The 20008-nt window shown below is 66.7% G+C and carries 20 protein-coding genes; 6 read left to right on the top strand and 14 right to left on the bottom strand.

All coding sequences use genetic code 11. The annotated features are described in order from the left end of the window. Positions 1–7: 7 nt before the first annotated feature. The 5 genes from FIU94_RS10370 to FIU94_RS10350 form a co-directional block, all read right to left on the bottom strand. The gene (locus tag FIU94_RS10370; RefSeq protein WP_152465730.1) at positions 8–499 is read right to left on the bottom strand and encodes a hypothetical protein; all 492 of its coding nucleotides are present in this window, start codon (positions 497–499) and stop codon (positions 8–10) included. A 506-nt stretch (positions 500–1005) separates the two neighbouring features. Next, positions 1006–1527, bottom strand: coding sequence for a periplasmic heavy metal sensor (locus FIU94_RS10365; protein ID WP_152465729.1), 522 nt, complete (start codon positions 1525–1527; stop codon positions 1006–1008). Positions 1528–1530: 3 nt separating this feature from the next. After that, entirely contained in the window at positions 1531–1878 is a 348-nt protein-coding gene (locus FIU94_RS10360) for a hypothetical protein (RefSeq protein ID WP_152465728.1), read from the bottom strand. Next, positions 1875–2456 (bottom strand): RNA polymerase sigma factor, encoded by a 582-nt coding sequence (locus FIU94_RS10355; RefSeq protein ID WP_152467011.1) that lies wholly within the window; start codon positions 2454–2456, stop codon positions 1875–1877. The genes FIU94_RS10360 and FIU94_RS10355 overlap by 4 nt, the downstream gene beginning before the upstream one ends. A 67-nt stretch (positions 2457–2523) precedes the next feature. Continuing rightward, a complete protein-coding gene (locus FIU94_RS10350) occupies positions 2524–3111 on the bottom strand; it encodes an EF-hand domain-containing protein (RefSeq protein ID WP_152465727.1) in 588 nt (195 codons plus the stop codon). Positions 3112–3310: 199 nt separating this feature from the next. Here FIU94_RS10350 and FIU94_RS10345 point away from each other — a divergent pair, with 199 nt between their 5' ends. Both FIU94_RS10345 and FIU94_RS10340 read left to right on the top strand, forming a co-directional pair. Continuing rightward, entirely contained in the window at positions 3311–3712 is a 402-nt protein-coding gene (locus FIU94_RS10345) for a DUF983 domain-containing protein (RefSeq protein ID WP_152465726.1), read from the top strand. 35 nt (positions 3713–3747) lie between these two features. Beyond that, positions 3748–4443 (top strand): NUDIX hydrolase, encoded by a 696-nt coding sequence (locus FIU94_RS10340; protein ID WP_152465725.1) that lies wholly within the window; start codon positions 3748–3750, stop codon positions 4441–4443. On the opposite strand, the gene FIU94_RS10335 is transcribed toward FIU94_RS10340, so the two are convergent. Together FIU94_RS10335 and FIU94_RS10330 are read right to left on the bottom strand one after the other, a co-directional pair. Continuing rightward, positions 4440–5357, bottom strand: coding sequence for a DMT family transporter (locus FIU94_RS10335; RefSeq protein ID WP_152465724.1), 918 nt, complete (start codon positions 5355–5357; stop codon positions 4440–4442). The two genes, FIU94_RS10340 and FIU94_RS10335, sit on opposite strands and share 4 nt — an antisense overlap. A gap of 13 nt (positions 5358–5370) precedes the next feature. Continuing rightward, on the bottom strand, positions 5371–6324 hold the full coding sequence (locus FIU94_RS10330; protein WP_152465723.1) for a fatty acid desaturase: 954 nt from the start codon (positions 6322–6324) through the stop codon (positions 5371–5373). Positions 6325–6430: 106 nt separating this feature from the next. On the opposite strand from FIU94_RS10330, the gene FIU94_RS10325 reads away from it, so the two are divergent. Next, on the top strand, positions 6431–7291 hold the full coding sequence (locus tag FIU94_RS10325; RefSeq protein WP_152465722.1) for a helix-turn-helix domain-containing protein: 861 nt from the start codon (positions 6431–6433) through the stop codon (positions 7289–7291). A 278-nt stretch (positions 7292–7569) separates the two neighbouring features. On the opposite strand, the gene FIU94_RS10320 is transcribed toward FIU94_RS10325, so the two are convergent. The 4 genes from FIU94_RS10320 to FIU94_RS10310 are packed head-to-tail and all read right to left on the bottom strand — an operon-like array spanning position 7570 to position 10608. Beyond that, on the bottom strand, positions 7570–9042 hold the full coding sequence (locus FIU94_RS10320) for a carnitine 3-dehydrogenase (protein WP_152465721.1): 1473 nt from the start codon (positions 9040–9042) through the stop codon (positions 7570–7572). After that, positions 9039–9212: a hypothetical protein gene (locus tag FIU94_RS20885; protein WP_172975888.1), complete on the bottom strand. Its 174-nt coding sequence runs from the start codon at positions 9210–9212 to the stop codon at positions 9039–9041. The genes FIU94_RS10320 and FIU94_RS20885 overlap by 4 nt, the downstream gene beginning before the upstream one ends. Next, positions 9209–9700 carry a lipocalin gene (locus tag FIU94_RS10315; RefSeq protein WP_152465720.1) on the bottom strand — a complete coding sequence of 164 codons (492 nt, stop codon included), beginning with the start codon at positions 9698–9700 and terminating at the stop codon, positions 9209–9211. Before FIU94_RS10315 ends, FIU94_RS20885 begins: the two co-directional genes overlap by 4 nt. After that, positions 9697–10608 carry a 3-keto-5-aminohexanoate cleavage protein gene (locus FIU94_RS10310; RefSeq protein ID WP_152465719.1) on the bottom strand — a complete coding sequence of 304 codons (912 nt, stop codon included), beginning with the start codon at positions 10606–10608 and terminating at the stop codon, positions 9697–9699. Before FIU94_RS10310 ends, FIU94_RS10315 begins: the two co-directional genes overlap by 4 nt. 80 nt (positions 10609–10688) lie before the next feature. Between FIU94_RS10310 and FIU94_RS10305 the strand changes: the two genes are divergently transcribed. Then, complete coding sequence (locus FIU94_RS10305; RefSeq protein ID WP_152465718.1) at positions 10689–11648, top strand: GlxA family transcriptional regulator; 960 nt, start codon at positions 10689–10691, stop codon at positions 11646–11648. Positions 11649–11684: 36 nt separating this feature from the next. Here FIU94_RS10305 and FIU94_RS10300 read toward each other — a convergent pair whose 3' ends face one another. Next, positions 11685–12728, bottom strand: coding sequence for an aldo/keto reductase (locus FIU94_RS10300; RefSeq protein WP_152465717.1), 1044 nt, complete (start codon positions 12726–12728; stop codon positions 11685–11687). A 545-nt stretch (positions 12729–13273) separates the two neighbouring features. On the opposite strand from FIU94_RS10300, the gene FIU94_RS10295 reads away from it, so the two are divergent. Both FIU94_RS10295 and metG read left to right on the top strand, forming a co-directional pair. After that, complete coding sequence (locus tag FIU94_RS10295) at positions 13274–14503, top strand: MFS transporter (protein WP_152465716.1); 1230 nt, start codon at positions 13274–13276, stop codon at positions 14501–14503. A gap of 64 nt (positions 14504–14567) precedes the next feature. Beyond that, positions 14568–16280 (top strand): methionine--tRNA ligase, encoded by a 1713-nt coding sequence (gene metG / locus FIU94_RS10290; protein ID WP_152465715.1) that lies wholly within the window; start codon positions 14568–14570, stop codon positions 16278–16280. A gap of 51 nt (positions 16281–16331) precedes the next feature. Here the strand turns inward: metG and FIU94_RS10285 are convergent, their stop codons facing one another. Beyond that, positions 16332–18920: a methyl-accepting chemotaxis protein gene (locus FIU94_RS10285; RefSeq protein WP_152465714.1), complete on the bottom strand. Its 2589-nt coding sequence runs from the start codon at positions 18918–18920 to the stop codon at positions 16332–16334. Positions 18921–19073: 153 nt separating this feature from the next. Next, positions 19074–19988, bottom strand: a complete 915-nt coding sequence (locus FIU94_RS10280) for a hydrogen peroxide-inducible genes activator (protein WP_152465713.1) — start codon at positions 19986–19988, stop codon at positions 19074–19076. Positions 19989–20008 lie beyond the last annotated feature (20 nt).

Below are 20008 nucleotides of genomic sequence, written 5' to 3'. Positions count from 1 at the left end.
CGGACCTTCAGTCGGGCGGGGTTTTTTGTGCCAGAAGGGCGGACAGCACGTCGGACATGAATTTGGTCTGGCTGCCCGGTGTCATCCCGCCGATGCCCACACGGCGCCCCATGCGCCACCACAGGCCGGGACGCCAGACACGGGCCCCGCCGGTGTCCAGCTTCAGCAAGAACCCGTTGGAGGGCTTGAAGGCGAAAAAGCCGCGGTCGATCCCGGTGATCTGGTCCACCCGCGCGATGACCGTACCGTCCGCGTCACGCAGGACCGCTGGGGTCAGTTCCACCCGGCTGGCCGTGGCACGGCGCATGGCGTCGGCGCACCACAATGCCCCCGCGCCGACAAGGATCAGGAATACCTGCCAGGGCAGCGCGGGTGGGCTGTTGAACGCCATGTAGATCAGCAGCACCCCCAGCACGGCCAGGCAGCCGATGCCAAGCACCCGCCGCCCGGCAGAGGACTGAACGGTGGCCAGTATTTCGGTATCGTCATCGAGGTCCATCTGCGTCCCTTTCGGCTTTGGCCCTGACTAGGGGATTTGCACGGGCTTGGAAATCGAAAGCGCAGGAACAGGGCGACATTCGTCAGGCGCTTTCCTGACGCCACGATCCGGCGGACCGGCGATCCCCTCAGGGCGTGGCCAATTGCGCTGTCGATCCGCAGCTGCTGCTGGCCCATGACCCGATCCGCCCCTCTTGCCAACCTCACCCCACTTTGGCCGCCGCCGCAAAAGACAGTTTCAAGAAGACATGTCATATATGACATGTCTTCTTGATCAGGAGGAAGGTCGCCCTTCTTCTTGGTCAGCAGGAAAGGTCGCCTTTTTTCTTGGTCAGGAGGAAGGTCGCCTTTCTTCTCAGGCAGGAAGAAATGTCGCCTTCGGCAAAGCTGTTTCGCCGTGACGTCATCCGACAGCGATCGGTTGCCAAGAACAGGGCCGCCAGCTGTGCGCCCCGTCCCGATCTCAAAAGAACAACCCGCACAGATCGGCCAGAACGCCAGGCTCGCTCACGGCTTCGCGCCCTCATCCATGCGCGTCCTCTTTCCGCGCTTGCCGGGGCGGCGGGTCAGTTCCTCGGCGACCCGGTCGGCATAAGACGCCCGTTCGGCGGGCGACATCGCAGCAACCTCGGCCAGCCAGGCCCCTTCCGCCGCGGTTTGCAGTTCCAACGCGATGCGCCCCTGTTCCCGCAGGACGGATTGCACGGCCTGCGCGTCGAACGGCTCTGTCCGCAACGCCGTCAGCACCTGATCGTAAAGCGCGCGCCGCGCTTCCCGGCTGGGCATGCCGCTGCCGGACCGGCGCAGGTCCCTAAACAGCGCGCGCCGCACCTCACGCGGCAGCGCCCGGACATAGGGCGTGGCATAGCTGCGCGCGCCCGGTCCGCCGCCGTGGTCCCGCGCCCCCGGCCCACCCGCATGGCGATAGACGGCGCCGGCGATCAAGCCGACAAAGACCAGGTTCAGCGCCAACGAGGCGACCAGCAGCCAGCGCCAGCGGCGCCCTGCGGGTGTGCGTGTCTCATCCATCCATCAGCCCTCTTCGCTGTCCCATCCAAAGCCGGAGAAGTCCGGCACCGCTTCTTCTGCCACCGCCTGGCTGCCGAGCATCTGGTCGGCGAAATCCGGGACCCCCTCGGGCGGCGCAACGCCCAGCCAGAACCCCACGCAGGTCGCCGTCACCAGCCCGCCAAGGCCCGGCAATCCACCCAGAACAGCCCACCAGCCGCGCCGCTGCGTGGCGCGCGCGGCACGCGGCTGCAACCGCTGCGCATCCTCGGCCACCCGAGCAAGCAGCCGGTCCGGCACCCGGGGCGGATGGGCCCGCGCCTCTGCAAAAAGCGCCTCCAGACCTGCATCGTCATGTTCCGTTTTCGTCATGTCTCGTACCCCAATGCCTCTTTCCGCCCCGCCAGAGCGGCCGCCAGCCCCCGTTTGCCCCGCGCTGTCAGGCTTTCCACCGCCTCCACCCCGATGTCGAGGATTTCCGCAATCTCGGGGTTGGACAGCCCTTCGATATGGCGCAGCACCACCGCCTGCCGCTGCCGGTCCGGCAGGCTTTCCAATGCCGCCTGCAACGCGTCGCGGCGCGCAAGCTGCTGAAGCCGGTCGGCGGCTTCCGGGCGCGGGTCTTCCGGCTCTGCCACCGTGTCCAGCGGGACCGACCGGCGCTTTCGCAACCGGTCGGTGCACAGGTTCGCCACAACCCTGTAACACCAGGTGCCGACCCGCGCCTCGCCGGTCCGCCAGCCCGGCGCGATCTTCCACAGGCGCAGCAGCGCCTCCTGCGTCACGTCCTCCGCCTCTGCCGTATCGCCCAGCACGCGACGGGCATGGGCAAAAAGCCGGGGCGTCAGCCGTGCCGCCAACAGCCGCGCCGCTGCCGCGTCGCCCGACGCATAGCGGGCCAACAGCGCGGCTTCCGCGTCGGAGCCTGGATCGGGCGAAGACTGGTGCATCCCGTCAGCGGTTAGCCCGACCGCCTGCGCGAGGCAAGCGTGCCGGGCCGTCCTTGCAGCCGCGATCTCAGCCCTTGTCGGCACCGGGGCGCCGGTCGCCGCGGTGCCAGCGACCGCCCTGGCCGCCATGACCGCGCATCTTGCGGAACTCCTCGGCTGTCAGCGTGCCATCGCCATCCGCATCCAGGCGGTCGAACATCTTGCCCAGATCACGGCGCGCGGACATCTCGTCGCGGCTCAGCTTGCCGTCGTCGTCGCTGTCCATGCGTTCGATCATCCGCGCCTGCCGCCGCTCCGCGCGTTCCGCGTCGGTCCGGCCGTCCCAGCGGGCCGCCAGCTCGGCGGCGTTGAGCGCGCCGTCGCCGTCAGCGTCGAACTCTTCGACCATCCGCGCCGCGCGCGCCTGATGCGTGGCCTTGCGCGCCGCCGACATCTCCGCCGCGGTCAGAAAACCATCGCCATCGGTGTCGGCCTTGTCGAACCGCGCCGCCGCGTGGGCGTCGATCTCCTCTCGGGTGACGGCGCCATTGCCGTCCGCGTCGATCGCACCGAACAGGGCCGCCCGGTCGCCGGGCTTTGCGTTGGCCCCGGCGACCGCACCCACGGCGATCAGCGTACTGAGAGCGGCCAACTGGACTGTTGCTCGAAGTTTCATGTAATCTCTCCTTGTGTCGGCGCCCCTTTGTGCGGCGCGATACTCCTTTTTACGAGCCGGCCCCTCCTTTCCGTCGCGGCGCGCGCAAAAATTCCGCACCCTCCCGCCGGGTTTTGCGACACAGCGCCGCAATCCCCTCTCGGCTCTTTCATTTTGCCCCCAACAGGCGCATCTAGGGGCCGTGTCCGAGGATAGAGCCATGCCCACCACCACCAATACCGCCCCGACCGCCCCCAATGACCGAGCACGCTGGCCCGCCATGCGCAGAGGCTGGCGCGGCAAATGCCCGAACTGCGGATCGGGGCCGCTGCTCAAGAGCTATCTGAAGGTGAATCACGACTGCCCCGTCTGCCGCGAAGAATTCCACCACCACCGCGCGGATGACGGTCCGGCCTACCTGACAATCCTTTTCGTCGGGCACCTGATGGCACCGATGCTGCATCTGGTGTTCGTGACCTGGCGCCCCGAGCCATTGACACTCTTCACCATTTTTGCGGTTGGCTGCGTCGGCCTGTCCCTTTACCTTCTGCCCAGACTGAAGGGGGCCATGATCGGCTTTCAATGGGCCAAGGGCATGGGCGGCTTCGCACCCTCGACCTGATCTTCCCCTTCGGCACCGCTGAACCAGGGGACATCATGACCATCGACAAAAGCCAGATCCGCAATGCCGCCACTGTGATCGTGCTGCGCGACAGGTTCGACGCACCGCGCATCCTGATGGGGCAGCGCGGGTCCAAGGCCGTGTTCATGCCAAACAAGTTCGTCTTTCCCGGCGGCGCGGTCGATCCCGGCGATGCGGATGTGCCCCTGGCCAGCCCCCTGCCCGGCACCTGCGCCGCCCGCATGGCCGAGGACGCGGACCCCGGTCTCGTGCATGCCATCGCCGTCGCGGCCATCCGCGAACTGTGGGAGGAAACCGGCCTGATCCTGGGCCGCCCGGGCACCTGGGACATTCCGCCCCCGCCGGATTGGGAAACCTTTGCCGCCACCGGCCATGTCCCCCACGCCGCGCCGCTGCAATTCACCTTTCGCGCGCTGACCCCGCCGGGCCGCCCGCGCCGCTTCGACGCCCGTTTCTTTCTGGTGGACGCCGAGGATATCGCATCGGATCTCGACGATTTCGACGCCGCCTGCGACGAACTCAGCCACCTGCAATGGGTCCCCCTGTCCGAAGCGCGGTCCTTCGACATGCCCTTCATCACCGAGGTGGTGATGGCCGAAGTTCAGGCCCGCGCACGGGACCGCACGCCCCCCGCCTCCGTCCCGTTTTTCAAGAACAACGACGAGGAAAGCCTGTTCCTGCGCCTGCGCGGCCGCCCCATGGAAGGCTAGATCACCAGGATCAGCATCAGGATCGACACCACCAGCACCGCCATCCCCGCGGCTTCCCGGCCCGTGATGCTTTCCCGAAAGAACAGCGTGCTGGCCAGAACGCTCAGGATCAGCTCCACCTGCCCCAGCGCCTTCACATAGGCCGCGTTCTGAAGCGTGAAGGCGATGAACCAGCACAGCGAGCCGCCCATCGAGGTCAGGCCGATCCACAGGGCCACCCGCCGTGCCGCCCAGACCGCCCCGATCTGACCCGGCTCGCGCAGACGCAGCCAGACCAGCATGATCGCCGTCTGCATCGCCACCACCGCCGCCAGCGTCACCGTCGCGCGCAGAACCGGGTCGGCCTCCGCAACGCTCAGCGACGCGCCCCGGTAAGTGACCGCCGAAACCGCGAACAACACGCCCGACGCGATCCCCAGCCCCGCCGCCCGATTGCGCAGGTCGCGCAGGTGCAGCCCCGTCACTCCCGGCCCGCCGGACAGCAGCAGCAAACCGACGATGCCCAGCGCGATGGCCGCGAAACCGGGCCAGGACACGCCCTCGCTCAGCACGATCCAGCCTACGAGCACCGTCTGGATCACCTCCGTCTTCTTGAATGTGATCCCCACCGCGAAATTGCGCTGCTTGAACAGCATCACCACGCAGACCGTCGCCAGGATCTGCGCCGACGCCCCGACAAGCCCGTATATCCAGAACCCCGGCGCCGGGACAGGCAGCGCCTGGCCCGTCATCCCCAGGTAGATCGCCAGCAGGATCAGGATGAACGGCGCCGAATAGAGAAACCGCGAAAACGTGGCCCCCGCCGCCGACAGCGTCGCCGTTGCCAGGTGTTTCTGAAGCATGAAACGCACCGTCTGGAACGCCGCGGCGGCCAGGGTCACGACAATCCAGAGATCGGGCAAGGGCGCTGTCATGCCTCCGATTAGGTCAATTCCGCGGTCCGCGCCAGAGCGGATGTGCCACCGGATCCTTCGGCGCGAAGAGGTGCCGCCGGAACACGTCCCTGTAGCTGCGATAGACATAGCCCTGATTGCGGCTGAGGAACCTGCCCCGCCGCGCGGCATAGACCGCCGGCAGCCGGTACCACGGCACCTGCGGATGCATATGGTGCACCACGTGGAAGTTGTTGTTCAGAAACAGCAGCGCCAGCAGCCCCCGGTCCTCCACCACCGCCGTCCGGGCAGAAGCGCGCGGATGCGCCTGATGCTCCAGGAAGGTGCGGATCTTCAGCACCGACATCGCCCCATAGCAGGCGGCCAGATACGTCCAGAGCGACAGCGGCGACATCGCCACCACCGCCAGCGTCACCGCCACCCCCGGCAGGTGCAGCCCCCACCCCCGGGCGACCTCCGCCTCCCCGGCGCGAAGACGGCGCAGGTCGTCGCGCAGAAAACAGACCGTCCCGATCAGGGGGCCGATCAACATCCGACCCGCCAGCGTGTTGTTCACCCGCAGCACCCCCCGGTGCCAGCGCGGCAGGCCGTGCCAGATGTCCGGGTCGATATAATTGGTCTCGGGATCGTCATATGGATCGGTCAGGCGCGAATCGTGGTGATGCGCCAGATGCAGGGCCTTGAACCGCAGGTAGGGCACGAACAGCCCCGGCTGGAACAACCCCAGCGCCGTCGCCGCCCGTGCCGACCGGAACGGCGCACCGTGCAGTATCTCGTGGCTGAGCGAGGAATGCAGCGTCAGCGCCAACACCAGAATTCCGAAAGACACCGCGCCGCCGGTCAGCACCAGCGCCACACCAAGTGCGGCGAAAACCGCGCCAAACAGGGCGATCGTGGGCCATTCCCAGCGCGCGAGACGGCGCAGCACAGGACTGGGATCAAATGTGTTCGGGGTGGCGTGGCTCTGCCCAACCTCGCTCGGATGCATTCAGTGGTCCTTTTGACGTCTTTTGCGGCAGCATCCTTCCCCTTGATCCGTGACGCCATTCGGATAGTGATGAACAAACCGCACATTTGATGACAAAAACCAGCATATGCCGAGAATAGACAGCAAGATCGGCCGCGCGCAGACCTTCCGCGCCCGGCTCGCCCAGGCCATCGCGACCGCGGGCACCACCCAAAGCGCCCTGGCCCGCGCCATCGGCGCCGACCGTTCCACCCTGTCCCAGGCCCTCTCCGACAGCGGCGCCCGCCTGCCCGGCGCCCAGGTGGTGGGGGCCTGCGCCCAGGCCCTCGGGGTCTCCGCCGATTGGCTGCTGGGCCTGTCCGACCGCCCCGAATCCGCGGCCGACCTGATCTCCAACAGCATCGCCATGTCCCAGGCCCCCCGCGCCGTCGTCGACGACCAGCTGTTCGTCTGGCACCAGGAGGCCCGCGGGTACAAGATCCGCCACGTCCCCGCCGCGCTGCCCGATCTGCTGAAAACCGACGACATGCTCGCATGGGAGTATGGCCACCACCTGCGCCGTACCGCGCAGCAGGCAATCAACGCATCGCGGGACCGGCTCGACCTGATGCTCGATGCGACCTCGGAATACGAAATCGCCATGCCCCTCTTTGAACTCGACTGTTTCCTGCGGGGCAGCGGCTACTACCACGGCCTGCCCGCAGCGGTGCGCCGCGCGCAATGCGACCGGATGATCGCCCTGACGCGCCAGCTTTACCCCCGGCTGAGGCTCTACCAGTTCGACGCGCGCAGGCTCTATTCGGCGCCCGTCACCATCTTCGGCCCGCTCATCGCCGTGCTCTACACCGGCGGTCATTACCTGTCGTTCCGCGACCGCGCCCGGATCGACCTCTTCACCCGCGACTTCGACACGCTGGTGCGCGAGGCCTCCACCACCGCACGCGATTTCCCCGACCTCCTGAGCGACATGCGCGGCCTGATCCGCTGAACCGCCTCTGGTCCGGAGCCGCCCTCGCTTGAGACCGGAACGGCGGCGGCCCGACCGGCTGTCCAGCAAAATCGCCGAGGGGCCCCGCCCCGGCGGGGAGACGGCTATTTTGCTGGACCGCCGGGCGGGACGCTGCCAGACCGGGGATCAATCGCGGGCGGCTCGGGGCCTCTGGGACGGTGAGACCCGAAGCGGCAAACCGGGAATCGAATGCGCGCGCAGCGCGCTCCTTCCGGCAACACCCAAGCGCGCTCTCACAGCGTCGGGCCGGACAGGCGCTACCGCGGTGCTCCGATGGCGCGGCCCAGCCCCTGTGGCCGCGGCAGCGCCGCATGGCCTTGGGCAAAGCGCACCAGCGCCGCTTCGACCTCCGCCGACGGCGCGCTCGGTCTGCGCGTCTCCAGCGACACATGCAGCAGGAAATGCTCGCCCGTGGCCAGCAGCCTGCCGCTCTCCACCATCTCGTGGAACAGATGCATCTTCTTGCCCGCCCCTTCGATCACCTGGGTCTGGATCTCGATCACCGCTCCGGCGTGGACCTCGTCCAGATGCCGGATATGGGTCTCGGCGGTGAAATAGCTGCCTCCCGACGCGATGTATGCCGCATCGCAGCCGATCATTTCCATGAACCGGTCGGTCGCATCGGCAAAGGCGTGCAGATACCGCGCTTCCGTCATGTGCCCGTTGTAGTCGGTCCAGTCCAGAGGCACGGTCCGGCGGGCGGTCAGCACCGGGGCATCGGCGGGCAGGTCCTCTGCCCGGGCGCCCATGGCCGTGCCGCTGCGCATGATCTTTTCCTGCGCGTTCAGCAGCGCACCCGCGCCCCAGTCCTGCGCCTTGAGACCCCGCATCATGGCCACCAGGTTATTGTCCCGGATACGCTCCAGCTCCCGGATCGAATGCGCGCCGGATTGCGCATCCGACTGGCCCGCGATCAGGTCCACCAGTTCTTCCGTGAACTCGGGCACATCCATCAGCCTGGTCCAGGGCCAGCTCAGCGCCGGGCCGAATTGCGCCATGAAATGCTTCATCCCCGCTTCGCCGCCCGCCACGCGGTAGGTTTCGAACAGGCCCATCTGCGCCCAGCGGATGCCAAAGCCGTAGCGGATCGCGTTGTCGATCTCCTCGGTCGTGGCGATGCCGTCCTTGACCAGCCACAGCGCCTCGCGCCAGACCGCTTCGAGAAGGCGATCCGCCACATGGGCGTCGATTTCCTTCTTCAGATGCAGCGGGTACATGCCCAGCGTGGTCAATATCTCCTTGGCCCGGTCCACCATCGGGCCGTCGATCCCGTTGCCCGGCACCAGTTCCACCAGCGGCAGCAGATAGACCGGGTTGAACGGATGCGCGACCATGATCTGCCCGGGCCGCGCCGCGCCCTGCTGCAGTTCGCTCGGCCTGAAGCCGGAGGTCGACGACCCGATGACCGCCTCCGGATCGCAGGCCTGCTGGATCGCACCAAAGGTCTGATGCTTGATGTCCAGCCGTTCCGGCACGCTCTCCTGTATCCACTCGGCCCCTTCGACCGCCTCCGCGATAGAGCCGTGAAAGCTGACCGCGCCCTCGGCGGGCAGCGCCACGTCGGTCAGCCCCGGCAGGGACCGCCGCGCGTTGGCCATGATCTCGCCGATCTTGCGCTCCGCCTCTGGGTCGGGGTCATGGACCCGCACGCTCCAGCCGTTCAGCGCAAACCGCGCCGCCCAACCGCCGCCGATCACGCCGCCGCCAATGATTGCCGCTGTCCTTGTCATATGCCCAATCCCATCAAAATCACACCTGCAAGTGCAATCCCCGCGCAAAGCGATGCGCAGGCCCGGACGCTCCAGCCAAAGGGCGGTGTGTCCCGCACCCCCAGCACCATGCCGCCGACCCAGAAGGCCCCAAAGGCCAGCGCCACGCACATCAGAAGAACGCCGATCATGGCGCCACCCCCCGCAGCTGGCTGACGTCCCAGCCGTTGAAATCGAGGATCTCCCGCGCCGCCGCGATCCGGTCGGCGCCGCCGGTCGGGCTGCGGTCGATGATCGCCGCGCGGCTGCCGTCCGCCAGCCCCACGGCGGCGGTGCGGAACCCCTCGTCCACCCACATCACCACCAGCACGGCGTCGCCCGCCGTCGAACGCAGGACGCCCGGTGCGCCGGGCAGATAGGCGCGGCTGCCCCGCGCGTCGGTCTCGGACACCGCGCCGGTCAGGCTTTGGGTAAAGCTGACGGAGGGCACGCAGGGGCCCATGCAGGCGCGTGTCACCCAGTCGCCGGCAAAGCGTCCGGGGTCGAACCGCGCGGTGCCGCCCAGCGGGGCCGTCGGATTGCGCAGCGGCAGCGTGCCGGTCGGGTAGCCCGCCCGCTCTGCCGCGCAGGCCCCCAGCGCCATCACACCGGCGATTGCCAGAACGCGCAAACGCCTCACGCCCCGGGCGCCCGCTTTGTCAGGCCCAGCTTCTCGCGGACCTCGGCGGGGCCGATGATGCGCGCGCCCATGTTCTCGATGATGGACCCGGCCCGTTCGACCAGCTGCCAGTTTTCCGCCAATTGTCCCTTGCCCAGCCACAGGTTGTCCTCAAGCCCGACCCGCACATTGCCGCCCGCCAGCACCGCGGCGGCGACATAGGCCATCTGGTTGCGCCCCAGCGCAAAGGCCGAGAATGTCCAGTCGTCCGGCACGTTGTTGACCATCGCCATGAAGGTGTTCAGATCGTCCGGCGCGCCCCAGGGCACACCCATGCAAAGCTGCACCAGCGCGGGCGCCTCCAGCACACCGTCTTTCACAAGCTGCTTGGCGTACCACAGATGACCCGTGTCAAAGGCTTCGATCTCGGGTTTTACGCCCAGTTCGGTCATCATCGACCCCATCGCCGTCAACATGCCCGGCGTGTTGGTCATGACGTAATCAGCTTCGGCGAAATTCATCGTGCCGCAGTCCAGCGTACAGATCTCGGGCAGGCAGTCCGCGATGTGCTGCACCCGTTCGGAGGCCCCGATCATGTCGGTGCCTTCCACGGGCGGCATCGGGCGTTCGGTCGGGCCGAACATGATGTCGCCGCCCATCCCGGCGGTCAGGTTCAGCACCACATCGGTTTCCGCAGCGCGAATGCGTTCGGTCACTTCGCGGTAATAGGCCAGATCCCGGCTCGGCGTGCCGGTTTCGGGATCGCGCACGTGGCAATGCACCACCGCCGCCCCCGCCTTGGCCGCGGCGATGGCGCTTTCGGCGATCTGGGCGGGGCTGCGCGGCACATGCGGGCTGCGGTCCTGGGTACCGCCCGATCCGGTCACGGCACAGGTGATGAAAACATCGCGGTTCATGGTCAACGGCATGGGGCGGTCCTTTCTGTCAACTTGGCGCAATCATGACGGCACTTGGCAGAGGCTGCTTTTCCTAATACGAACATGTCTTGATGAAATCCGCAGAAATTACCCATACCACCCTTCTTGTGCTCGAAGGCTGCAACACGCTGACACTGGCGGCGGCGGTGGACCCGCTGCGCGCGGCGAACCGGCAGGCGGGGCGGGTGCTGTACGAGTGGCATTTCGCCACCCCCCGCGACCGGGCGGTGCAGTTGACCAGCGGGCTGGAGATTCCCGCCGCCCCCATCCACAAGATGCCCGCCACCGATCTGCTGATCATCGTCGCGGGCTTCGCGGTGGAGGCGCAGACCACCCCGCAGCTGACCGCGAGCCTGCGCCGGATCGCAGCACAGGGCGCCACGATCGCGGGCATTGACGGCGGCCCCTGGGTGATGGCGCGGGCGGGCATCCTGGACGGACACCGGGCCACCAGCCACTGGGAGGATTTCGAGCTGTTTTCGCAGAATTTCCCGGCGGTGGAGCTGATCAACACAAGATACGAGGTCAGCGGCAAGCGCCTGACATCGGCCGGGGCGGCCCCCGCCCTTGAGATGATGCTGCATCTCATCAGGGCGCGGCACGGGATGGCACTGGCCGGACGCATCGCCACCGCCTTTATCTTCGACCCGGCCCCGCCGCGGCCGCAAAGCCGCGCCCAGAACCCGCGCCATTCCCGGCTGACCGCCCGCGCCCAGCAGCGGATGGAGGCGGCGCTGGATACGCCGCTGCGCCTGCGCGAGATCGCGGCGGACCTGGGCGTGTCGGAACGCGCCCTGCAGCAGCAGTTCAAGACCCATCTCGGCGTGACGCCGCAGGCGCATTACCTGGCGCTGCGGCTGGCGCAGGCAGAGCGGCTGGTGCGCGAGACCTGGTTGCCGCTGAACGAGATCGCGCTGAACACCGGTTTCGGCTCACCCGCCGGATTCTCGCGGGCGTTCCGGGCCCGGTTCCAGGTCTCGCCCAGCCAGATGCGCCGGGGCGCACGCGGGTCGCAGCAGGCGAATTTTTGAAAAACTCGCAGCGGAATTTTCCAAAATTCCGCCCGCTCAATAGGGCATCGGATGCGCCTTGTGGACCGCGTTCAGCGCCGCGTTGACCTCGTCGCTCAGGGTCAGATCCGCCGCACCCAGCGCCCGCTGCACCTGCGCGGTGCTGGTCGCGCCAAAGATCACCGATCCCATGAAGGGCCGCGCGCGGCACCAGGCCAGCGCCATCTGGACCGGATCGAGATCGTGATCCCTCGCCACCTGCAAATAGGCATCGACCGCGGCAAAGACACGATCGGTCTTGCGCCCGCCGAGGTCGCCGTTCAGCGACATGCGCGAGCCCTCGGGCACCGCGCCGCCCTGATACTTGCCCGTCAAGAGACCCGCCGCCAGCGGGGAAAAGGCGAACATGTCGATATTTTCGTTGATGCAGGCCTCTGCCACATCCGTATCGGCCATGCGGCAGAGCAACGAATATTCGTTCTGCACCGCCACCGGACGCGGCCCCCCCACGCGGTCGGCCACATTGGCCCATTGGGTCATGCCCCAGGCGCTTTCATTGCTCAGCCCGAAAGCGCGGATGGTGCCGCGCGCCACTTCGGCCTGAAGCGCGCCCAGCGCGTCCTCCATATGGGCGATGGTTTCCGCGCGGTCCTGGCCGGAGGGGTCGAATTCCCAATTGTTGCGGAACATGTAGCTGCCCCGGTTGGGCCAGTGAAACTGATAGAGGTCGATGTAGTCGGTCTGCAACCTGCGCAGGGACGCTTCGATCGCCTCCGGGATCGTCCTGGACGAAATCGGCGCCCCGTCGCGGACGTGCTGCATCCCCTCGCCGGAATGCTTGGTGGCCAGCACAATCTCGTCGCGGCGCATGTCGCGTTCGAACCACAACCCGATGATCCGTTCGGTCCGGCCTATGGTCTCGGCGCTGATCGGGTTGACGGGATACATTTCAGCCGTGTCGATGAAGTTCACGCCCGCATCCAGCGCCATGTCGATCTGGGCGTGCCCTTCCTCGGCGGTGTTTTGCGTGCCCCAGGTCATGGACCCAAGGCACAGGTCTGTCACCTTCAGGTCGCTGCCGCCAAGTTTGCGTTTCTGCATCTTCTGGTTCCCCGTTTTGCCGCGCACCCTAGGTCGTGTTGACATTCATTTTCGGCCACCCGTTTCAGCCCAAAATTGCTCAGTTCCAGGCAAGAGAGCGCAGGAATAGCCAGCTATTTCAAGCTCTCTTTGCGCGCCCCGCCTTGAAATTGAAGCGCCAATACCCTGCGCGCTACGCGCTCTCGGGACATTGGCGACGTGATTTATTTTTAAAGTAAAGGCGGGACGCTGTAACGCGGAAATGGGCAACTTTGGCGAAACCCCTTCGGGGCGCGGCGGATTTTGCCTCTGTCCTCCCGGATGTTCACTTCCAATGATCACATTGCTGCGCTCACATCAGGGCGCCAGCGGCAAAATCCGTCTCGCGCGGGTGGTCGACAATGAATGGCAACACGACCTAAAGGGTGAGACTCGCACCGCAAGACCCAATGCCCCCCTTGGATCGGAAACGATGGGCAGGGGATTTCCGGCGCGCTGCGCGAAAACCGGCGCGCCCTGTCGGGAATTGCCTTGGGTTCGGCGCGGGAATGGGCCTAAGAAGTTTCATGCGTCTGCTCATTTCCTTTGCGGCCCTGTTCTTCTCGGTCATCCTGTTGCAGCTGTCCTCGGGCGGGGTGGGTCCGCTCGACGTGCTGTCGGGCACGGCGCTGGGGTTCTCCCGGCAGGAGATCGGGCTGCTCGGCTCGGCGCATTTCCTGGGCTTCTTCATCGGATGCTGGTGGGCGCCGCGGCTGATGGGGTCGGTCGGCCACAGCCGCGCCTTTGCCGCCTTCACCGCGGCCGGTGCCATCGGGCTGATGGCGCACATGCTGGTTGTCGATCCGCTGGCCTGGACCCTGATGCGGGTCGCCTCCGGCCTCTGCGTGGCGGGCTGTTACACGGTGATCGAGGCCTGGCTGCAGGCCAAAGTCACCAACCAGACCCGGGGCCGCACCATGGGCGTCTACCGCATCGTGGACATGACCGGATCGCTCTGCGCGCAGATGATCGTCGGCATCCTCGCCCCGGCGTCCTATGTCTCTTACAACATCCTGGCCATCGTCTGCTGCGCGGCGCTGCTGCCGATCACCCTCAGCAAGGTGCAGCAGCCCGACACCCCCGCCCAGCCGCGCCTGCGCCCCCGCCTTGCCGTCGACCGCTCGCCGCTGGCGGCAGCCGGGGTGGTCGTGTCCGCGTTGTCCGGCGCATCCTTCCGCATGGTCGGCCCGATCTACGGGCAGGAAGTCGGCCTGAACGCGGGCCAGATCGCCTGGTTCCTGGCCGCCTATGTCCTCGGCGGGGCCATCGCGCAATGGCCCGTGGGCTGGCTCGCCGACAAGTTCGACCGGCGCTGGGTGCTGATCTGGCTCTCTGTCGCGGCGATGCTGGCCTGCGGCGTCACCGTGTCCTCCGCCGGGCTGGGCATGGTCGGCGTCTTCCTCGCCGCCGGCCTGTTCGGGCTGACCACCTTCCCGATCTATTCGGTCGCCGCCGCCCATGCCCATGATTTCGCCAGCGACGACGAAAGGGTCGAACTGTCTGCGGCATTGATGTTCTGGTACGCGGCCGGCGCGATCCTTGCCCCCTACATCGCCTCGGTGCTGATCGACCGCTTCGGCCCGCCCGCGCTGTTCATGATGATCAGCGTCGGGCACGGGGTGCTGGTGGTCTTCGGCCTGCTCAGGATGCGCCGGGGCCGGGCCACGCCGCACCGCACGCGCTACATATACGCGCCGCGCACCAGTTTCCTGATCGGGCGCCTGACCGGGCGGGCGCGCGACGAGCGGGGGGATTGACGGGCTGGCATGCGCCTTGCTGGGCTGTTAAAGCATCGCCAATCCCTGACCAGAGGCCTGCCCCGTGACCAGACATCTCATCACTTCCGCCATTCCCTACATCAACGGCATCAAGCACCTGGGGAACCTCGTGGGCAGCCAGCTGCCCGCCGACCTCTATGCCCGCTACCTGCGGGGCCGCGGGCACGAGGTGCTGTTTCTCTGCGCCACGGACGAACACGGCACCCCGGCGGAACTGGCCGCGGCAAAGGCGGGCAAGCCGGTGGCCGACTACTGTGCCGAGATGCACGCGGTCCAGGCCCGCATCGCCGAAGGTTTCGGCCTGTCCTTCGACCACTTCGGGCGCTCTTCCTCGCCGCAGAACCACAAGCTGACCCAGCATTTCGCCGGGGTCCTGGCCGACCAGGGGCTGATCGAGGAAGTCTCGCAAAAGCAGATCTATTCGCCCACCGACGGACGCTTTCTGCCCGACCGCTACGTCGAGGGCACCTGCCCCAATTGCGGCTTCGAAGACGCGCGCGGCGACCAATGCGACAATTGCACCAAGCAGCTGGACCCCGCCGACCTGATCAATCCGCGCAGCACGATCTCGGGGGCGACCGACCTGGAGATGCGCGAGACCAAGCACCTGATGCTGCGCCAGAGCCAGATGAAAGACCGGCTGGACGACTGGATCTCTTCCAAGACCGACTGGCCGGTGCTGACCACCTCCATCGCGAAGAAGTGGCTTCACGACGGCGACGGATTGCAGGACCGGGGCATTACACGCGACCTCAACTGGGGCGTGCCGGTGAAACGCGGCGGCGCGGACTGGCCGGGGATGGAAGGCAAGGTGTTCTACGTCTGGTTCGACGCGCCGATCGAATATATCGCGTCCGCGCAGGAATGGGTGGACGCGGGCAAGGGAGAGGACTGGGAACGCTGGTGGCGCACCGACAAGGGCGCGGATGACGTGCGCTACACCCAGTTCATGGGCAAGGACAACGTGCCCTTCCACACCCTCAGCTTTCCTGCCACGATCATGGGCAGCGGCGAGCCGTGGAAGCTTGTCGATTACATCAAGTCGTTCAACTACCTGACCTACGACGGCGGGCAGTTTTCAACCTCGCGGGGGCGCGGGGTGTTCATGGATCAGGCGCTGGACATCCTGCCGGCGGACTACTGGCGCTGGTGGCTGCTGAGCCACGCGCCGGAAACCTCGGATGCGGAATTCACCTGGGAGAATTTCCAGGCCTCGGTGAACAAGGACCTCGCCGATGTGCTGGGCAATTTCGTCAGCCGGATCACCAAGTTCTGCCGCTCGAAATTCGGCGAAGCCGTGCCGGAGGCCGGTACATATGGCCCGGAAGAAGAGGCCCTGATCGCCGACCTCACCGCCCGGATGGCGCGGTATCAGGCGCAGATGGATGCGGTGGAGGTCCGGAAATCGGCGGCAGAGCTGCGTGCGATCTGGGCGGCGGGGAACGAATACCTGCAGGCGCAGGCACCCTGGACCGTGTTCAAGACCGATCCTGACAAGGCGGCGGCGCAGGTGCGTCTGGCGCTCAATCTGATCCCGCTCTACGCGACGCTCTCGGCGCCCTTCATCCCCGATGCGGCGGCCAAGATGCTGACCGCGATGCGGGTGGAGGGCGCGGCATGGCCCGACGATGTGCCCGCGGCCCTGGGCATCTTGCCTGCCGGACATGGTTTCGACGTGCCCGACGTGCTGTTCGCCAAGATTTCGGACGACGACCGGTCAGCCTGGGCCGAACGCTTCGCGGGCAAGCGGGACTGACCCGCCTGCCCGCAGGATAAGGTCACGGCCCGGCACGCCGGGCCCGACGGCTCAGAATTCCTCCCAACCGTCGGCGTCGACCTCCGATGCAACGTCCAGCGCCGCATTGCCCTGGGTCGCGGGCATCGCAGCGCGCGGCTGAGGTGCGGGCATCTGTACCGCGGCGGGACGGGATGCCACCGTCACAGCGCCTTCCTTGCCGATACGGAACCGGGCCACGGCCGCGGCCAGGGCGTCCGCCTCCGCCGTCAGCGCATGGCTTGCGGCGGTGGTTTCCTCGAACATCGCGGCATTCTGCTGGGTCACGTGATCCAGCTCGTTCACGGCAGTGTTGATTTCCGCCAGGCCGCTGGACTGTTCTCGTGCCGAGGCGGCGATGTTCGACACACGGTTTGAAATCTCGGACACCGAGGTGACGATGGACGACAGCGCCGCGCCGGTACGATCCACCAGATCCACCCCCTGGCCGACCTGTTCGCCGCTGGACGAGATCAGCGCGTTGATCTCGCGCGCCGCATCCGATGACCGCTGCGCCAGCGCGCGCACTTCGGTCGCGACCACGGCAAACCCGCGCCCTGCTTCGCCCGCGCGGGCGGCTTCGACGCCGGCGTTCAGGGCCAGCAGGTTGGTCTGGAAGGCGATGTCGTCGATCACCGATGTGATCTTGGAAATCTCCTGCGACGACGTGCGGATACCATCCATGGCCGCGACCGCCTGACGCGCGATCTCTCCACCCTGCTGGGCGTTCTTCTGTGCTTCGGCGGACATGTTGCTGGCGTCGTCCGCGCCCTCCGCGGCGGAGCGTACGGAGATGGTCAGCTCGTCCAGCGCGGCGGCGGTTTCCTCCAGCGTGGCGGCCTGCTTTTCGGTGCGACGCGACAGGTCGTCGGCGGCGGAGGTGATTTCGGCGGTTTCGTTGCGGATCGAATCGGCGTTCAGCATGACCGCCGACATCGCTTCGCGCAGGGCCCGCACCGTGCCGTTGAAGTCGCTTCGCAGCTTTTCGTAGGCCGGGGGCACATCGACGGAGAATTCGGTCTCCAGGTCGCCCTCCGCCAGCCGGTTCAGGACATCGCCCAGCGCGGTGACGACCCGGGCCTGTTCCGCCGCAGTCTGCTCGCGCTCAGCCTCGGCGGCACGCATCGCCTTGTCTTCCGCCGTCACATCCGTACCGATAAAGATCAGCCGGTGCGGCTGGCCGCGATGGTCTTCCAACGTCGCGAAGCTGCCATCTATGATGTAGGTTTGCTGAGCGTGGACGCTGAACACGTTGAACCGACCCTGTTTCGGCTCCCCGGCCAGAAGCTGTGCCACGAACTTGCGACCGTCGCTGTCGCCCTCCAGGTTGTTGGCAAACATCGACGACAGATTGCATTTCGCGGTATCCTCGACCGTGCCCTGGATCAGATCCAGCAGGTTCTGGTTCGCCCCCATGATCTTGCCGTTCAGGTCATACTCGATCACCACCTGCTGGGCATCCAGCGCCTGGGTCAGGGCCGAGTTGCGCTGCGCCTCGGTGCGGTCCGCCCATTCGATGACCCAGCCGATCCATTCGCCGTCGGCTCCTTCCGCCAGGCTCATCGTGACCTTGAGAAGGCGGTCCCCGATCTTGACCATTTCGCTGACCGGCTCGGCCCCGGCACTCATGCCGGTGCGTTCCGCACGGGAAATGGCATCGCGCAAGGGTGCAAAGGCACGCAGGTCGGCGTTCATCAGCGTCTCACCGGTCAACCCCGGCCAGGCATCTGCCATTGCGGGCATGTTCGCGGTCATCATGTCTTCGCAGGCCGGGTTCGCAAAAATCACCCGGAAATCGGTGTCCACCATCATCAGGGGGGCGGAAGAGCCGACGAAGGCCGCGCTCTTGAAGGCGGTCTCGTGGGCCGCCACCCGTGCGCCCTGAAGAACCGTGCGCAGCGCGTCAAGCTGGCCGGCCATGCCGCCGATCTCGTCCCGGCGGGCGGAATAGGGCACCTCGCTGTCGTAGTCGCCCTGCGCCACGCCCTTCATCGCGTGACCCAGCCCCTTGAGCGGGGTTGAGACGAGACGGTGCAGCAGATAGGACGCCCCCGCCAATGCGCAGAGCAGCGCCACAAGGCCCGCAAGCAGGCTCTTGATCGCGGAATCGGTGTAGTCTGCCAGCAGATACTCGTCGGTCCACTGCGTCGCAATGGCGCCGACGGGCTGCTCTGCACTGCCGAACAGGACCGGAACTGCGACAATCAACCGAGCGTCGTCGACCCGCACGTCCTGATGTGCCATAGCCTCCTCTGCCAGTGCCAGCATCTGGGGTTCCGTCTGCATCCCCTCGTCCGACCGAAGAGACGCGCCGTCGGCGTCCACGATCACGGCATCAAGGGCATCGGGCCGCGATTTGGCCAGGCTGCCGGAAACGATCTGATCCAACGCCTCGATGTTGCGGAACTTCATCGCCCCGCCGATCTGCAGCGCCAGCAGATCCGTCACCTCGGTCGCACGTTCCAGTATGGCCTGGTGCAACCGCTGTTTCGCCGAGCGCGCATTGATGATCTCGATCGCGGTAACGACACCGATGGCGCAGACCGCCACGACAAGGGCGGTCTTGAAGAACAGACTGCGCGTGAAAGTGACTCGGTGGTTTTCCCTGGCCGGTTCGGACATTGGCATTTCCCTTCGAAAAACAGATTCGGCCCGCCGAGGGGCACTTGTCCGAACCATAGGAAAACATGTCTTACGGGCGGCTTAACGCCTGCCGGCCGGCTGCGCGGGACAGGGGGTAGAGATTAGCTAGGATTTGAGGAAATTGGTTCGGTTTCAGTCCGCCGGACCGGCGGCGAGCACCTCTTCGCCAGCCTGTCGGACCAAGCGGGCGAATGCTGCCTGGTGGCGCGTCAGCGGGCTGCTCTTGCGCCAGATCATCCCCACCGTCCGCTTGGGCTGCGGCCCGGCGAAAGGTGTCCAGTCAACCGCGGCGGAGCGTGTTTCCACCGCCACGGCCATGCGCGGGATCACGGTCACGCCGATCCCCGCGCCGACCATCTGGACCAACGTGGCAAGCGAGCTGCCGTCGAGCCCCGTGCGCGGGACCGATGCGGGCCTGTTGCAGAACGCCAGCGCCTGATCGCGAAAACAATGCCCCTCTTCCAGCAGCAGAACCCGCTTGTCGGCCAGTTCCCGGCCGCTGGGCACCGGCTGGTTTGCGGCCCCTTGTGGGCGGACAAACACGAAGGTCTCGGAAAACACGGGAACCTCCACCAGCGACGGGACCGACACGGGCAAGGCAACGATGGCGGCATCCAGCCGTCCGTCCTGCAGTTCGCGCACAAGTCGCGAGGTCAGCGTCTCGCGCACCTGAAGGTCCAGCCCCGGATAGGCCGCCGTCAGTGGCCCGATCAGACGCGGCAGCAGGTAGGGCGCGATGGTGGGAATGACACCGAGCCGAAACTCACCCGTTAGATCGCCCTGCGCTTCGCGCGCGAAACTCTCCAGCGCGTCCACCTGTTCCAGCACCCGGCGCACATGGGTTGCGAATTCGGCGCCGAAAGCGGTCAGACGCACATGGCGTGGCCCCCTTTCGAACAGCGGCTTGCCCAGGGCGGTTTCCATCTCCTTGATCTGCGCCGACAACGCCGGTTGCGAAATCGCACAGACCTGTGCCGCGCGCCCGAAATGGCGCTGCGCCGCAACTGCTTCAAAATAACGAAACTGTCTTATGGTAAGATTCTTCATAAGGCGAAGTTATCAGCGCA

The organism is Sulfitobacter sp. THAF37, from assembly GCF_009363555.1.
Taxonomy (GTDB): domain Bacteria; phylum Pseudomonadota; class Alphaproteobacteria; order Rhodobacterales; family Rhodobacteraceae; genus Sulfitobacter.
This window is presented reverse-complemented; position numbering and strand designations above follow the sequence as displayed.

What these genes read in the sequence shown, in the direction of transcription:
- FIU94_RS10360 (WP_152465728.1), bottom strand. Translation starts at nt 1,878, where the DNA reads ATGACGAAAACGGAACATGACGATGCAGGTCTGGAGGCGCTTTTTGCA.
- FIU94_RS10330 (WP_152465723.1), bottom strand. Translation starts at nt 6,324, where the DNA reads ATGCATCCGAGCGAGGTTGGGCAGAGCCACGCCACCCCGAACACATTT.
- FIU94_RS10365 (WP_152465729.1), bottom strand. Translation starts at nt 1,527, where the DNA reads ATGGATGAGACACGCACACCCGCAGGGCGCCGCTGGCGCTGGCTGCTG.
- FIU94_RS10310 (WP_152465719.1), bottom strand. Translation starts at nt 10,608, where the DNA reads ATGCCGTTGACCATGAACCGCGATGTTTTCATCACCTGTGCCGTGACC.
- FIU94_RS10280 (WP_152465713.1), bottom strand. Translation starts at nt 19,988, where the DNA reads ATGAAGAATCTTACCATAAGACAGTTTCGTTATTTTGAAGCAGTTGCG.
- FIU94_RS10300 (WP_152465717.1), bottom strand. Translation starts at nt 12,728, where the DNA reads ATGCAGAAACGCAAACTTGGCGGCAGCGACCTGAAGGTGACAGACCTG.
- FIU94_RS10335 (WP_152465724.1), bottom strand. Translation starts at nt 5,357, where the DNA reads ATGACAGCGCCCTTGCCCGATCTCTGGATTGTCGTGACCCTGGCCGCC.
- FIU94_RS10325 (WP_152465722.1), top strand. Translation starts at nt 6,431, where the DNA reads ATGCCGAGAATAGACAGCAAGATCGGCCGCGCGCAGACCTTCCGCGCC.
- FIU94_RS10285 (WP_152465714.1), bottom strand. Translation starts at nt 18,920, where the DNA reads ATGTCCGAACCGGCCAGGGAAAACCACCGAGTCACTTTCACGCGCAGT.
- FIU94_RS10355 (WP_152467011.1), bottom strand. Translation starts at nt 2,456, where the DNA reads ATGCACCAGTCTTCGCCCGATCCAGGCTCCGACGCGGAAGCCGCGCTG.
- FIU94_RS10345 (WP_152465726.1), top strand. Translation starts at nt 3,311, where the DNA reads ATGCCCACCACCACCAATACCGCCCCGACCGCCCCCAATGACCGAGCA.
- FIU94_RS10305 (WP_152465718.1), top strand. Translation starts at nt 10,689, where the DNA reads ATGAAATCCGCAGAAATTACCCATACCACCCTTCTTGTGCTCGAAGGC.
- FIU94_RS10370 (WP_152465730.1), bottom strand. Translation starts at nt 499, where the DNA reads ATGGACCTCGATGACGATACCGAAATACTGGCCACCGTTCAGTCCTCT.
- FIU94_RS10320 (WP_152465721.1), bottom strand. Translation starts at nt 9,042, where the DNA reads ATGACAAGGACAGCGGCAATCATTGGCGGCGGCGTGATCGGCGGCGGT.
- FIU94_RS10350 (WP_152465727.1), bottom strand. Translation starts at nt 3,111, where the DNA reads ATGAAACTTCGAGCAACAGTCCAGTTGGCCGCTCTCAGTACGCTGATC.
- FIU94_RS20885 (WP_172975888.1), bottom strand. Translation starts at nt 9,212, where the DNA reads ATGATCGGCGTTCTTCTGATGTGCGTGGCGCTGGCCTTTGGGGCCTTC.
- FIU94_RS10340 (WP_152465725.1), top strand. Translation starts at nt 3,748, where the DNA reads ATGACCATCGACAAAAGCCAGATCCGCAATGCCGCCACTGTGATCGTG.
- FIU94_RS10295 (WP_152465716.1), top strand. Translation starts at nt 13,274, where the DNA reads ATGCGTCTGCTCATTTCCTTTGCGGCCCTGTTCTTCTCGGTCATCCTG.